Genomic DNA, 13,487 nt, shown 5'->3' on the forward strand with positions numbered 1-13,487 from the left:
AAGTTCGCCGACGGCATCGGCATGGAAGGCATCGCCGCGTCCTGACCCCGCCACGCGCTGGTCCCGGTCCTCGCCGACCGGGACCCGCGCGTGTTCGCGCCCCGCACGCACGTCGAGGGGTCACTCGCGGCTCGTCGTACCGCGTACCCTCCCCGCATGGACGTCGTCGATGATCTACCGCGTGCCGAGTTCGCGTTCCCGGGGCCGCTGCGGGACCAACTGGTGGCCGCGATCCTGTCCGGTGCGAAGACCTCGACGTCCGCCCTGCTGGTCGGATACGAGGTCGGGAACGAGCCGCTGCCCGAGGTTGGCCAGCGATCTGCGGTAGTGGACTCCGAGGACCGACGGGTCGCCGTGATCGAGCTGACCGAGGTGCGGGTGCTCCGGCTCGCTGACGTCGACCTGCAACACGCCCTGGCCGAGGGCGAGGGAGACGAGTCGGTGGCGCAGTGGCGAGCGGGGCACGAGACGTTCTGGCACAGTGCGGAAGTGCGCGCGGAGTTGGGCGATCCCGGCTTCACGGTGAACGACGACACCCTGGTGGTGACCGAGCGCTTCCGGCTGGTGCACGTCGTCTGAGCCCCGCTTCGCGGCCTTTCCAGCTCCGCTGACCGCATGCTCGGCCCTGCCGGGACAGCACCGGTGGTCAGCGGTGCCTACTCTCACAGCCGTGGGAGCAATCAAGCCGTGGCACCTGTCCATCCTCACCCTCTGCTGTCTCCTGCCAACGGCGGCGGCGATCGCTGGTGGAATCTGGGCGGTGCGTCGAGGACGCACCCGCCGCTGAGCGGTCGACGAGGCGGCCGGAGGCCGATCCCGCTGCGGGGCAGGTTCAGCTCCGCAGCGGGGATCAGAAGGCCACCGGTCGCGGGAGGCGGCCTCGATGAGCGGGATCATCGCGAACGCGGCGTCGGACAGACCACCGAATCCCATTCCGTAGAAGTAGCCGCCGCCCTTGAACCGTCGTACCGCCGCCAGTACCGACTCGTCCGCCACCCCCGGGAACACCCGGCTGGCATTGGAGAACGACACCACCGTCGCCGCCTGCGCCCAGGCGGCGAGCGCGAGGCCGAACACCGTGGCGGCGTCCCAGCAGCGCTGTGTGCCGTCCTTGCTGAATAGACTCTTCATCGAACCGGACGTGTCGATGAGGATCAGGGTCCGCCCGTCCAGGGTGGGAACGCCGGCAAGCCGATTGGTAGAGGGGCGAGCCAGGCGGGCGGGCTGCCAGGGCAGCGTTGCGCAGGCTCTGCGCCGGGGCTGTCACACACCGTGGGGCAGGACGAGGGTTGCAGGGGATGATCCTGCCCCTTCACATCGCGCCGCCACATCGGTTGTCAGATTCAAGCGGCGCCGTTCGATCGAGATGCCGGCGTAGCGGGTGGAGAAGGCGTCAGTCGGTCAGTTAGTTGTCCATTCAGCCGACCTTACCACAGCTTCACCCATAGATCGAACGGCCGTGCTGGTACTCCCACAGAAGCTCATAGTTGTGCCCGATCTTCGGGTTCTTCTTGACGAAGACTGCTGTCGGGCTTCCATTTCCCAGCTCGCCCTGATCTCTGCGGACAACTTTCGCGCCCGGCCCAAATCCCGTCCGCTCGATACGCCAAACTGCCAGCGGACGCAAGTGCTGCGGAAGGCTGATGGAAAGCGTCAGTTCGTCGATGCGTTCCTGCACCGTTTTTGCAATGAAAGGGTCGAACTTCTCTCCAGAGTCAGTCAGCCGCTGCACGATCTCCACGCAGGATCTTTCACCCTTTTGCATCTCGTGACCGAGGTCGACGTAGTACGCGGCCCAGCCTGACGACTTCTTCACCTCGCCAAGAAGACGGTGGCCCTTCGATGTGACCTCCAAGGGAGCCTCCGAGCCACTCCCAGACCACAGGTATTGATTGCGGAAGAGGAACGCGCCGTCTCTTGTCGCCTCAATGTAGATCTTCACAAAATGGGTATGCTGGTGCGGGTCCTGCTCATCGATCTCGTAGTGGAATTCTGCACTGATCCACTTGTATCCGCGCTGGATTTCCACGATGCGTGATCGGCGTTGGAGAAGAAGGGTGGCTGAGAGGGCGCCGAGCGCCAGCCCAGTCAGGAGCCCGACGGCGAGCATGATTATGGAGGTGCGGGTTCCAGCCTCGTCTGGGAGTTGCGTCACCAGCCAGCCAGCAAACCCAACCGCCAGTATCGCTAGGGCGATCACGCCGCCGACATCTGCCCAGAATGACAACGTTCGCCGCGAACCAGTCAACTCAATCCCAATTTATAGCTCCAGCCGCCGGGCGGTAGCACAAGGGGAGGATAAGAACAGTCGACGGAATGCTGACACCAGCTGCTGTCGCTGTCAATCCGACTTGGAGTTCCAGTACTGTCAGCTTATAGATTCGGCAGCCGAGCGACGAAGCCCATCGGTGCGCGGCTGCGGCACCGAACTGGCCTGCGCTCGGGTGAACCGGCGCTGGCGGCGGGGCAGCCCAGCGGGGGATGATCGAGGTTCGTCTCGATGGAGAGCCGAGCCACGCGATCGGGCGGGGAGGTGGGTGACGCCGATGACCCCGACGCAACTGCGCGCGTATGTCGCCGTGGTCCGGCTGGGGTCCGTCAAGCAGGCCGCCGCTGAGCTTGAGGTGTCCGAGTCGGCCGTGTCGCTCCACGTCGCACAGTTGCGCAAGGAGTTCGGGGACAAGCTGTTCACCAAGACGGCGGCGGGGCTCGCGTTCACCCCGGGCGGGCTCCGGCTGGCCAGTCGCGCGGCGGAGCTGTTGGGTCTGCAGGATCGGACGATCCTCGAGGTGAGCGCCGCGAAACGCGGCCGGCGGCTGCTGCGGGTGGCCGCGTCCAGCCTGTTCGCCGAGTTCGCCGCGCCGGGGCTGATCGAGCTGTTCGCGAAGCGGGCCGCCGACCTCGATGTCGAGCTGAGCGTGCGCAACCCGGGCTCGTTCGAGTCGTTGTTGCTGACCCGGTCCGCGGACATCGCGGTCGGGCCGCAGCCGCCGGTTGTCGACAAGGCGATCACCTGCCGGCCGATGATGAACTACCGGCTCGTGGTCGTGGTCGGCCCGGATCATCCGCTGGCCGGTGTGTCGGCGTCCCCGGGGCAGTTGCGGGAGCAGACCTGGCTGCTCGGCCCGTCGGCGGCCACCGACCTGGGCGCGGTGCCCGCGATGCTGCGCCGGCTGGCCGTGCCCGACGACCGGCAGCAGATCTTCCAGAGCCACGCGGCGGCGCTGGGCGAGGCGAAGCGGGGCAGGGGTGTCTCGCCGGCGCTCTCGTTCACCGTCGCACCGGACGTGCGCGAGGGTCAGCTCCAGCAGGTGACGGGGCCGCACGCGACCGTCGAGGCGGTGTGGCACTCGCAGGTGCTCGCCAGTCCCGGCCCCCTGTCGGCCGCCGCCGAGCTGTCGCGGTTCTCGTCGACACCTCGGGCGATTCAGGCGATGATGCGCGGCGCGGGCGTCAGCATCGGTCACTTCAAGCCGTCGGTGCACGTGACGCTCTGGAGCTGACGGGCGGCGAGCAGCAGGTCCTGGAACGTCCCGGCCGGCAGCAGCCGGTCGCAGTAGGGGAGCGCGGCGGCCATGCCGCCCGCGCGGGGAGCGAAGCCGGGGGCGCCGGCGCGCGGATTCAACCAGACGATCCGGTACGCGCGGCGGCGCAGTCGGGCCATCACGGCGGCGAGTTCGTCGGGCGGGTCGCTGTCCCAGCCATCCGAGCCGATCACCAGCACGGCCCCGCGGGCAGCGTCCCCGTGCGGGGAGCTGAGCAGGGTGCGGAGGTTCGTGGCGATCCGGGTGCCGCCGTACCGGTCGGTGACGGCCGCGCTGGCCTGCGCGACCGCCTCGGCGGCCGAGGTGTGTCGCAGCACCACCGTGAGCCGGGTCAACGTCGTCGCGAACGCGAACGCCTCCGCCTCGGCGACGACCGCGAACGCCCGCATCAGGTGCAGGTACGCGGTCGCCTGCGCCCGCATCGAGTCGCTGACGTCGCAGAGCAGCACGACCCGGCGCGGTCGCCGCACCGGCCGCTCGCGGACGACCTCGACGGGTTCCCATCCGGTGCGGCGTGCCTGGGTGATCGTGGGCCGCAGCGCGATCCGCCGTCCGGTCGGGCTGACGGCGTGCCGCCTGGCGCGGCGGGTCGGCCAGCCGGCGACGGCCTCGCGGAGGGCGTCGCCGAGCAGCGTGAGCCGTGCGGCGTCGAGCTCGTCGAACGGCCTCTCGGCGAGCCCGACGAGGGCGCTGGGGCGCCGCTCGGGCAGCCGCAGCGCGGTGTCGGACTCCGGCGCCTGGGCGACGGCCGGCGGCAGCGTCGCCCACGGCAGTCCGCCGCCCGGACCGTCGTCGGCCGTGCCGGTGGGCACCGGCACGTGTACGTCGTCGCGGTCTCCCGTCGGGATCGCGGACCGGTGCGGCGGTGGCAGCGGCGACGCGTCCCCGAACACCGCTGCGAAGACAAGGTCGAACGCGTTGAGATCGGCGTGCCGCCGGACGAGGCTGATCCGGGCGGTCCAGTAGAGCGTGGACCTCGAGTCGGGCGGGCTGGCGTCGAGCGCCCGGACGAAGTCGTCGATGTCGGTGAGCCCGGCCGGGATGCCGGCCTGCCGCAGTCGGCCGGCGAACGCCACCGCGAACGCGGCCCGGTCGATCCCGCGCAGCAGGGCAGGACTCACCGGCGCGCGACCAGCCAGACGATCACCGCGCCGACCGCGACGAGGCCGACGATCACCGGTACGAGCCGCTTGGTGATCGAACCGCCGGCGATGCTGAGCAGGTCGAGCGCTTCCGGTTCGGCAGCCCGCGTGCCACGCAGGGTGGCGGTCGAAGGCTCGGCAGCCGACGGCTCGACCGGCGACTGCACCCGGGTCACGGCGGCTCCGGCGGCCGACGGCGCCTGCTCGGCCGCCAGCTTGGCCTCGAGGTTGGCGACGAACTGGGCCAGCAACCTGCCCGACACCTCCTTGATCATGCCGCTGCCGAACTGGGCCAGCTTCCCCGAGATCTTCAGGTCGGTGTCCACGCTGACGAGCGTCCGGTCGCCGTCCGGTCGCAGGTGGGCGGTGACCAGCGCGGAGGCGTTCCCCGTCGACCGGGCGTCACGGCCCTTCGCGTCGATCACTCCGTGGTACGCCGCGTCGTCCTTCTCGACGAACTGCGCGGTGCCCGCGAACTCCGAGATGACCGGCCCGACCTTGACCTTCACCCTGCCCCGGTAGACGTCACCGTCGACGCCGGTCAGTTGGGCGCCCGGCAGGCACGGCGCGATCCCTTCGAGGTCGGTGAGCACGGCCCAGGCCCGCTCGATCGGAACGGCGACCGCGAACTCATTGGTGATCTTCATACCTGACTCTCCTGGTGGCTGCCGAGCGCGGCGGCGACGACGGCGCGGTCGTCGGCGGTCTTGGCGATGGTGCCGATGGTCCGGGAGACCTCGGTGGTGGCCAGGTCGGCGGCGCCCAGCACGGACAGCGCGGAGACCCAGTCGATGGTCTCCGCCATCCCCGGCGCCTTCTCCAACCCCAGGCCCCGCACGCCGCCGATGAACTGGACCGCCGTACGGATCAGCGGCTCGGTCGCACCCGGCACGGCTCGGCGGACGATCTCCACGGCCCGGTCCGGTTCGGGGAAGTCGATCCAGTGGTACAGGCAGCGGCGACGCAGCGCGTCGTGCAGTTCCCGGCTGCGGTTGGAGGTGAGCACCACCACGGGCGGCGTGCGAGCGGTGAACGTACCGAGTTCGGGGATCGTCACCCCGGCCTCGCCGAGGAACTCGAACAGCAGCGCCTCGAACTCGTCGTCGGCGCGGTCGATCTCGTCGATCAGCAGGACCGGCGGTACCGGTCCCTGATGGCGTACGGCCCGCAGGATCGGCCGTTCCTGGAGGAACTCGGCGCTGAACAGGTCCGCGTCGGTGAGCCGGGCGTGCTGCGCCTCGGCGAGCCGGATCGCCAGCAGTTGCCGCTGGTAGTTCCACTCGTAGAGCGCCTCAGCGGCGGTCAGCCCCTCATAGCACTGCAGCCGGATCAGTGGTGTCTCCAGCGCCCGGGCCAGCGCCTTCGCGGCGGCGGTCTTGCCGACACCGGGCTCGCCCTCCAGCAGCATCGGCCGGCCGAGCCGCAACGCCAGGAACAGAGCCATCGCCATGCCGTCATCGACCAGGTAGTCGACGGCGTCGAGGCGGTGCCGGACGGTCAGCGCGTCCTTCACGGCTCTCCCGCCAGCAGCCGCTCGTAGTCCGCGCGGGTGTCCACGTCGATCGGCACCGGCCCGTCGGCGGGCACCTCGGTCACCGGGTGGCGGCCGGAGTGCAGCAGCTTCCACACGGCCTTGTCGCCGTGCAGGTCGTACAGCTCGGGAAGGACCTCGCGGCCGAAGCGGAACGGATGGCCCAACCCGTCGGCGTACCGGCACACGGCCAGCGGGGTGGCCGCCGCGGCGACCCGGCGGACGTCGGCGGCACGTACCCCGGGCTGGTCGCCGAGGAGCAGCACGAGCGCGTCGGCGCGCGGGTCCACCGCCCGGGCGGCCGTGCTGACCGACGACCCGCAGCCGCTGCTGAATGCCGGGTTCTCGACGACCTGGCACCCGGTGAGGTCCACCCGGTCGCGGATCCCGCTCGCCGCGCCGCCGAGGGTCACGAGCAGTTGGTCGAAGCCACACGAGCGGGCCAGGTCGAGGGTCGCGTCGAGCAGCGTCCGTCCCCGGTACGGGAGCAGCTGCTTCGCCTCGCCGAGACGGACCGACGCCCCCGCGGCGAGCACCAGGCCGGTCGTGAACACGGGCTACGCCGCCGTGAAACGCGCGAGGCAGCCGGCGCAGCAGAACCAGACGTCCTGCCCGTCGATCCGCACGTGCGGCGTTTCCGGCCCGACCAGCACGGTCATCCCGCACACCGGGTCGACGGCCTGCTGCGGCCTCGCGGCCGGCGCGCCCGACGACGGGCTCAGCCCGTCCACCCGGATCGCCCGGACCACCTCGGACATGATGGACAGTGCGATCTCCTGCGGCGTACGCGCGCCGATGTCCAGCCCGGCCGGCGAGTGGACGCGGGCCCGCTCGGCGTCGGTCAACCCCAGTTCGTCGAGCACGACCGCGCCCCGTTTGTGGCTGGCGACCAGCGCGACGAACCCCACGCCGGCGTCCAGCGCGGCCCGGATCGCGTCCTGCTCGCCCCTGCCCAGCCCGGCCACCACGACGGCGGTGCAGCCCGCGTGGTCGTCGGACGTGACGACGTCGAAGTCCAGGAACGCCGCCAACGTCGCCACCGCGGCGGCGATCGGTGTGCCACCGACCAGCCGCAGCGCCGGTGCCGGCAGCATCGGCCGAAGGAAGACCTCGACGGCGCCACCGGAGTGGCACGGGTTCACCACCACCCGCGCCCCCGGCGCCTCGGGGAACGGGGCCGCGCCGTCCGGCAGCACCCGCAGCAGCAGGGCGTCACCGTCGCGCAGGGCGTCGAGCGCGGCGGCCCGCACCGAACTCTCGGCGCACACCCCACCCACGAAGCCCTCGATCGAGCCGTCCGCCCGGATCACCGCGGCGTCGCCCGGCCGGGCCGACGTCGGCTCCTGGGCGCGGACCACCGTGGCCTGCACGAACGGCTCACGGGAGGCGGTCAGCTCCCGGGCGCGGTCCGCGATGGTGGTCATCCTCGGCCCCTCAGACCGGCGGCCGGGCCTGGCCGCGCATCGCGTCCCAGACCCGCGACGGCGTCAGCGGCATGTCGGCGTGTCGTACGCCGAAGGGCTTGAGGGCGTCCACGACCGCATTGACGATCGCCGGGGGAGAACCGACCGTCGCCGACTCGCCGACGCCCTTCGCGCCGATCGGATGGTGCGGCGACGGGGTGACGGTGAAGCCGGTCTCCCAGTCGGGCACCTCGAGTGACGTCGGGATCAGGTAGTCCATCAGCGACGCGCCGAGGCAGTTGCCGTCCTCGTCGAACGCGATCATCTCCATCAGCGCCATGCCGACCCCGTCGGTCAGCCCGCCGTGCACCTGCCCCTCAATGATCATCGGGTTGATCCGGGTGCCGCAGTCGTCGACCGCGATGAACCGTCGCACCTTCACCTGCGCGGTGCCGGGATCGATGTCCACCACACAGATGTACGCCCCGTGCGGGTACGTCAGGTTCGACGGATTGTAGCAGATCTGCGCCTCGAGTCCGCCCTCGATGCCCTCGGGCAGGTCACCCGCGCCGTGCGCGCGCATGGCGATGTCCTGGATCGTGACGGACGTGCCCGGGTCGCCCTTGACGTGGAACGCGCCCTTCTCCCACTCCAGGTCCGCCACCGAGACCTCGAGCATGCCCGAGGCGATGATCCGGGCCTTGTCGCGGACCTTGCGCGCCACCAGGGCGGCCGCCGCGCCCGACACGGGCGTCGAGCGGCTGCCGTACGTGCCGAGGCCGAACGGGGTGTTGTCGGTGTCGCCGTGCAGCACCTCGATGTCGGCCGGCGGGATCCCGATCTCCTCGGCGACGATCTGCGCGAACGTGGTCTCGTGCCCCTGGCCCTGGGACTGCACGCTGAGCCGTACCACGGCCTTGCCGGTCGGGTGGACGCGCAGCTCGCAGCCGTCCGCCATGCCCAGCCCGAGGATGTCCATGTTCTTGCGGGGTCCGGCGCCGACCGCCTCGGTGAAGAACGCGATGCCGATCCCCATCAGCTCGCCCCGTGCTCGCTTCTCCTCCTGCTCACGGCGCAGCTCGGCGTAGCCCGCCATGTCCATCGCCAGCCGCATGGTCGGCTCGTAGTTGCCGGAGTCGTACACCCAGCCGGTCCTGGTCGTGTACGGGAACTGCTCCGGCTTGATGAAGTTCTTCAGCCGCAGTTCGGCCGGGTCCATGCCCAGCTCGTCGGCGAGACAGTCGACGATCCGCTCGACCAGGTAGACCGCCTCGGTGATTCGGAACGAGCAGGCGTACGCGACGCCGCCGGGCGCCTTGTTGGTGTAGACCGCCGTCATCCTGCAATAGGCGGCCTCGATGTCGTAGCTGCCGGTGAAGACCCCGAAGAAGCCGGCCGGGTACTTCACCGGCGCGGCGGTGCCGTTGAACGCGCCGTGGTCGGCCAGCACGTTGGTACGGATGCCGAGGATCCGGCCGTCCCGGGTCGCCGCGATCTCACCGCGCATGATGTAGTCGCGGGCGAAGCCGGTGCTGATCAGGTTCTCCGACCGGTCCTCCATCCACTTCACCGGTTTGCCCGTGACGATCGAGGCGACGATCGCGCAGACGTACCCGGGGTAGATCGGTACCTTGTTGCCGAACCCGCCGCCGATGTCCGGCGAGATCACCTGGATCTTGTGCTCCGGGATGCCCGCCACGATGGCGTAGAGGGTGCGGTGGGCGTGCGGCGCCTGGGTGGTGGACCAGAGCCGCAGCTTGCCGTCGACGGCGTCGAAGTCGGCGACCGCCCCGCACGTCTCCATCGGCGCGGGGTGCACCCGGGGATAGACGAGATCCTGGCTGACCACGACGTCCGCGCGCGCGAACACCGCCTCGGTGGCCGCCTCGTCGCCGGTCTCCCAGTCGAAGCAGTGGTTGTTCGCCTTACCGTCGAGGTCGTCGCGGATCAGCGGGGCGTCCGGCTCCAACGCGCGACGGGCGTCGATCACCGGGTCGAGGACGTCGTACTCGACGTCGATCAACTCCAACGCGTCGCGCGCCGCGTACCGGTCCTCGGCGACGACGAACGCGACCTCCTGGCCCTGGAAGCGCACCTTGTCGGTGGCGAGCACGGCCTGCACGTCGTTGGAGAGGGTCGGCATCCAGGCCAGGCCCTGCTGGGCCAGCATCGCCCCGGTGACCACCGCCCTGACCCCGGGCGACGCCTCGGCGGCGCTCGTGTCGATGCTGACGATCCGGGCGTGCGCCACCGGAGCCCGGAGGATGGCCAGGTGCAGCATGCCGGGCAGTTGAACGTCGTCGACGTACCGGCCGCGACCGCGGAGAAACCGTGGGTCCTCCTTGCGCAGCATCCGGCCGTACCCGACGGGTTTCTGGTCGTTGTCGTGGAACGTGTCCGCGCGCTCGTGCACGGTGGTCATGCGACAGCCCCCGCAGTCTGGCCGGCGTCGGCGATCTCGCCAGCCTCGCTCGATTCGGTGGTCTCGGCGACCCGGGCGGCGGCCTCCGCCTCGGCCACGGCGGCCCAACGGACCGAGCGCACGATGGTGGCGTAACCCGTGCATCGGCAGATCTGACCCGAGATCGCCTCCCGGATCTCCGTCTCGCTCGGATCCGGGTTGCGGTCGAGCAGCGCTCGGGCGGTCATCAGCATCCCCGGGGTACAGAAGCCGCACTGCAGGCCGTGGCACTGCATGAAACCCTCTTGGACCGGGTCGAGCTGGGCGCCCGTGGCGAGGCCCTCGACGGTACGCACCTGGTGGCCGCCGGCCATCGCGGCGAGCACCGTGCACGACTTCACCGGCTCGCCGTCCAACCAGACCACGCAGGTGCCGCAGTTGCTGGTGTCGCAGCCCCAGTGCGTGCCGGTCAGACCCAGCACGTCCCGCAGGAAGTGCACCAGCAGCAGTCGGGCCTCGATCTCCCGGGTGACCTCGACGTCGTTGACGGTCATCGTGACCTGCATGCTCAGCTCCTCGCCCGCTCGACGGCCCGGCGCAGGGTCCGTCTGGTCAGCTCGGCGGCCAGATGCCGCTTGTAGTCGGCGCTGCCGCGCTGGTCGGTCGCCGGATCGCAGCTACCCGCGGCGATCGCTCCCGCCTGCTCGAACAGGCTCTCGGAGGGCTCCCGCCCGCGCAGGGCCGCCGAGATCTCCGGGATGCCCGTCGTGTTCGGGCCGACCGCCGCGAGCCCGACCCGGGCGTCCACGATCGCGCCGCCGTCGAGCCACACCGCCGCGCCGGCTGACACCACGGCCCAGTCGCCGGCCCGGCGCTCGACCTTCTCGTACGCGCTGCCGCATCCGGGCCGCACCGGCAACCGCACCTCGACCAGCATCTCGCCGTCCGCGACGGCCGTCTCGTACGGCCCGACGTGGAACTCCTCCATGGACACGACCCGTTCGGCGCCGCCCGGGCCGCGAATCACGCACCTCGCGTCCAGGGTCGTGCAGACCGCCGAGAGGTCCTCGGACGGGTCGGCCTGGCAGAGCGAGCCGCCCAGCGTGCCCCGGTTGCGCACCACCGGGTCCGCGATCACCCGCTCGGCGTCGGCGAAGATGGGGAACGCCGCGGCCAGCTGGGCGGACTCGAGCAGCTCCCGATGCCGGGTGAGCGCGCCGATCCGTACCTCGTCCGGGCCCGTCTCGATGTAGCCGAGTTCGGCGTGCAGATCGTTGATGTCGATGAGGTAGTCGAAGTTGGCCAGCCGGAGCTTCATCATCGGCAGCAGGCTGTGCCCTCCGGCGATCAACCGCGCCGTGCTGCCCAGCCGCTCCAGCAGGCCGATGGCATGGTCCACACTGGTGGCTCGCTCGTACTCGAACGGTGCCGGCACCTGCATGTCGCACCTCCGTGGTCCCGGAAAATCTGATCCGGACGCCGGCCGAAGTCAACGGCGACCTAAGCAACTGCTTAGGTCGCCGTTGACGGTGCCGCCGACACTCGCGGATCGTGCGGCCATGAGGGACATCGTCGACGGACTGATCGGCTGGCGCGCCGGCAGTGTCGCGTTCGCCGTCGCGACCGTCGTCCGAACCTGGCGGTCGGCGCCCCGGCAGGCCGGCGCCGCCATGGCCGTCTCCGCCACCGGCGAGGTCCTGGGCAGCATCTCGGGCGGGTGCGTCGAGGGCGCCGTCTACGAGCTCTGCCGGGCGGCGGTCGAGACCGGCCGGGCCCACACCCAGACCTACGGCGTCAGCGACGACGACGCGTTCGACGTGGGCCTGACCTGCGGCGGCACGATCGAGATCCTGATTCAGCCGGACGTCGCGATGACCGAGCCCGACGAGGTGCTCACGGCGATCCGGGACGGCCGGCCGGTCGCCACGGCAGCGGTCGAGAACGCGCAGCTGGTGGTCTGGCCCGACCGGGTCGCGGGCAGCCTCGGCGCGGCCGACCTGGACGACGCGGTGGCCCGCCACGCCACCGGCATGCTCACCCTCGGTACCACGGGCATGATCCACCTCGGCCGGCAGGGGGAGGAGCGACTCGACGAGGTGTCCGTGTTCGTCCAGTCGTACGTGTCCCCACCCCGGATGATCATTTTCGGCGCGATCGACTTCGCCGCCGCGACGGCCCGGATCGGCCGGTTCCTCGGCTACCACGTCACGGTCTGCGACGCCCGCCCGGTGTTCGCCACCCGTACGCGTTTCCCGGACGTCGACGACCTCGTCGTCCAGTGGCCGCACACGTATCTGGAGTCGACGACCGTCGACGACCGCACGGTGCTCTGCGTCCTGACCCACGACCCCAAGTTCGACGTGCCGCTGCTCCAGGTCGCCCTGCACACCCCCGCCCGCTACATCGGCGCGATGGGCAGCCGTCGTACGCACTCCGTCCGGCTGCGACGGCTGCGCGAGGAGGGCGTGAGCGAGGCCGCCCTGGCCCGGCTCTCCTCGCCGATCGGGCTGGACCTGGGCGCGCGGACCCCGGAGGAGACCGCCGTGGCAATCGCCGCCGAGATCACCGCTCAGACCTGGGGTGGGTCGGGTCGCCCGCTCAGCGACCTGGCGACCCCGATCCACCACACCCGACCGACCTAGATCATCATGCGCAGGGCCAGCGCTGCGGTGACCGCCAGCTCACCCGAAGGGTGCTCATCGCCGGCGTGCCGTGCCGTGCCGGCCGCGACGCGGGCGGTTGCGGGCCGCGAGGCGCGTGCCTGGATGCGGCATCCGCCGCGGCTGCAGTATCTGGCGTTCGCGGTGGTGTACGGGGCGCTGCTCGCCGGCCTTCCGCTGTTGTCCGACGTGGATCTGCTGCTGCCGTGGGCCGGACCGCTCGCCGTGCTCGGCGCGGCGGCGATGTCGGCTGGGCTGGTCGGACTGGACGGCACCGCACTGTGGCTGCCGCTCACCACACCGGGCGGCGAACGTGCCGAGGTCCGGGGTCGGGCCTTGGCGTGGTTGCTTATGGTCGCCCCGATCGGGGTGCTGCTGACCGTCGCCGGCGTCAATCCTCGCGCCCCAGGTCGACCCGCTGACCGTGCTCTCCACCCTGCCGGCTCTGCTCGGCGCGGGCGCGTCGGTGCCGGTGTGGGTGTCGCTGCTGCGGGTGCGCCCGGTAGCCGACCCACGGCATCCCACCTCGGCGCGCGCACGACGGTGGGGTTGAAAATGATTGGTGTGGGCGTCGCGATGCTGCTCGCCGGCCTGGTGTTGTGGGATCGCCGGCCCGCGCGTTGACGCCCGTCGGGGCGGTGCCGCTCCGGTAAGCGATATACCTGTGAGGTATGAATATGACTCTCTGGTATACGGCTTACCAGCGACACTCCCACCGGAGAGGGCACGGAGGCTGCTGTCGCAGCCGGTCCGACCGGGCGACCTGACGTCAGGGCAATGTCCCCGCCGGTTCCATACACCATGC

At 70.9% G+C, this 13,487-nt stretch carries 13 protein-coding genes; 4 read left to right on the forward strand and 9 right to left on the reverse strand.

What is annotated here, in order from left to right:
• Positions 1–156: 156 nt before the first annotated feature.
• Positions 157–579 (forward strand): ASCH domain-containing protein, encoded by a 423-nt coding sequence (locus tag KBX63_RS20825; protein WP_210913152.1) that lies wholly within the window; start codon positions 157–159, stop codon positions 577–579.
• Between the two features lie 859 nt (positions 580–1,438).
• Here KBX63_RS20825 and KBX63_RS20830 read toward each other — a convergent pair.
• Entirely contained in the window at positions 1,439–2,200 is a 762-nt protein-coding gene (locus KBX63_RS20830; protein WP_210913154.1) for a hypothetical protein, read from the reverse strand.
• Positions 2,201–2,546: 346 nt separating this feature from the next.
• Between KBX63_RS20830 and KBX63_RS20835 the strand changes: the two genes are divergently transcribed.
• The gene (locus KBX63_RS20835; RefSeq protein WP_210913156.1) at positions 2,547–3,503 is read left to right on the forward strand and encodes a LysR family transcriptional regulator; all 957 of its coding nucleotides are present in this window, start codon (positions 2,547–2,549) and stop codon (positions 3,501–3,503) included.
• On the opposite strand, the gene KBX63_RS20840 is transcribed toward KBX63_RS20835, so the two are convergent.
• Genes KBX63_RS20840 through KBX63_RS20875 form a run of 8 tightly spaced genes read right to left on the reverse strand, consistent with a single transcriptional unit; the run spans position 3,464 to position 11,463 of the window.
• The gene (locus tag KBX63_RS20840) at positions 3,464–4,666 is read right to left on the reverse strand and encodes a VWA domain-containing protein (RefSeq protein ID WP_210913158.1); all 1,203 of its coding nucleotides are present in this window, start codon (positions 4,664–4,666) and stop codon (positions 3,464–3,466) included. The genes KBX63_RS20835 and KBX63_RS20840 overlap by 40 nt on opposite strands.
• Positions 4,663–5,334 (reverse strand): SRPBCC family protein, encoded by a 672-nt coding sequence (locus KBX63_RS20845; RefSeq protein WP_210913160.1) that lies wholly within the window; start codon positions 5,332–5,334, stop codon positions 4,663–4,665. Before KBX63_RS20845 ends, KBX63_RS20840 begins: the two co-directional genes overlap by 4 nt.
• A complete protein-coding gene (locus tag KBX63_RS20850) occupies positions 5,331–6,200 on the reverse strand; it encodes a MoxR family ATPase (protein WP_210913162.1) in 870 nt (289 codons plus the stop codon). The genes KBX63_RS20845 and KBX63_RS20850 overlap by 4 nt, the downstream gene beginning before the upstream one ends.
• A complete protein-coding gene (locus KBX63_RS20855; protein ID WP_210913164.1) occupies positions 6,197–6,772 on the reverse strand; it encodes an NTP transferase domain-containing protein in 576 nt (191 codons plus the stop codon). Before KBX63_RS20855 ends, KBX63_RS20850 begins: the two co-directional genes overlap by 4 nt.
• Positions 6,773–6,775: 3 nt before the next feature.
• Complete coding sequence (locus tag KBX63_RS20860; RefSeq protein WP_210913166.1) at positions 6,776–7,642, reverse strand: XdhC family protein; 867 nt, start codon at positions 7,640–7,642, stop codon at positions 6,776–6,778.
• A gap of 10 nt (positions 7,643–7,652) precedes the next feature.
• Complete coding sequence (locus tag KBX63_RS20865; RefSeq protein WP_210913168.1) at positions 7,653–10,043, reverse strand: aerobic carbon-monoxide dehydrogenase large subunit; 2,391 nt, start codon at positions 10,041–10,043, stop codon at positions 7,653–7,655.
• The gene (locus tag KBX63_RS20870) at positions 10,040–10,588 is read right to left on the reverse strand and encodes a (2Fe-2S)-binding protein (protein WP_210913170.1); all 549 of its coding nucleotides are present in this window, start codon (positions 10,586–10,588) and stop codon (positions 10,040–10,042) included. The genes KBX63_RS20865 and KBX63_RS20870 overlap by 4 nt, the downstream gene beginning before the upstream one ends.
• 2 nt (positions 10,589–10,590) lie before the next feature.
• The gene (locus tag KBX63_RS20875) at positions 10,591–11,463 is read right to left on the reverse strand and encodes a xanthine dehydrogenase family protein subunit M (RefSeq protein ID WP_210913172.1); all 873 of its coding nucleotides are present in this window, start codon (positions 11,461–11,463) and stop codon (positions 10,591–10,593) included.
• Between the two features lie 118 nt (positions 11,464–11,581).
• Here KBX63_RS20875 and KBX63_RS20880 point away from each other — a divergent pair, with 118 nt between their 5' ends.
• Positions 11,582–12,664 carry an XdhC family protein gene (locus KBX63_RS20880; RefSeq protein WP_210913174.1) on the forward strand — a complete coding sequence of 361 codons (1,083 nt, stop codon included), beginning with the start codon at positions 11,582–11,584 and terminating at the stop codon, positions 12,662–12,664.
• 75 nt (positions 12,665–12,739) lie between these two features.
• Positions 12,740–13,306 (forward strand): hypothetical protein, encoded by a 567-nt coding sequence (locus KBX63_RS20885; protein ID WP_210913176.1) that lies wholly within the window; start codon positions 12,740–12,742, stop codon positions 13,304–13,306.
• The last annotated feature ends 181 nt before the right edge of the window (positions 13,307–13,487 follow it).

The organism is Micromonospora sp. U21 (genome assembly GCF_018070045.1).
Lineage (GTDB): Bacteria > Actinomycetota > Actinomycetes > Mycobacteriales > Micromonosporaceae > Micromonospora.

What these genes read in the sequence shown, in the direction of transcription:
- KBX63_RS20825 (WP_210913152.1), top strand. Translation starts at nt 157, where the DNA reads ATGGACGTCGTCGATGATCTACCGCGTGCCGAGTTCGCGTTCCCGGGG.
- KBX63_RS20835 (WP_210913156.1), top strand. Translation starts at nt 2,547, where the DNA reads ATGACCCCGACGCAACTGCGCGCGTATGTCGCCGTGGTCCGGCTGGGG.
- KBX63_RS20845 (WP_210913160.1), bottom strand. Translation starts at nt 5,334, where the DNA reads ATGAAGATCACCAATGAGTTCGCGGTCGCCGTTCCGATCGAGCGGGCC.
- KBX63_RS20860 (WP_210913166.1), bottom strand. Translation starts at nt 7,642, where the DNA reads ATGACCACCATCGCGGACCGCGCCCGGGAGCTGACCGCCTCCCGTGAG.
- KBX63_RS20865 (WP_210913168.1), bottom strand. Translation starts at nt 10,043, where the DNA reads ATGACCACCGTGCACGAGCGCGCGGACACGTTCCACGACAACGACCAG.
- KBX63_RS20870 (WP_210913170.1), bottom strand. Translation starts at nt 10,588, where the DNA reads ATGCAGGTCACGATGACCGTCAACGACGTCGAGGTCACCCGGGAGATC.
- KBX63_RS20875 (WP_210913172.1), bottom strand. Translation starts at nt 11,463, where the DNA reads ATGCAGGTGCCGGCACCGTTCGAGTACGAGCGAGCCACCAGTGTGGAC.
- KBX63_RS20880 (WP_210913174.1), top strand. Translation starts at nt 11,582, where the DNA reads ATGAGGGACATCGTCGACGGACTGATCGGCTGGCGCGCCGGCAGTGTC.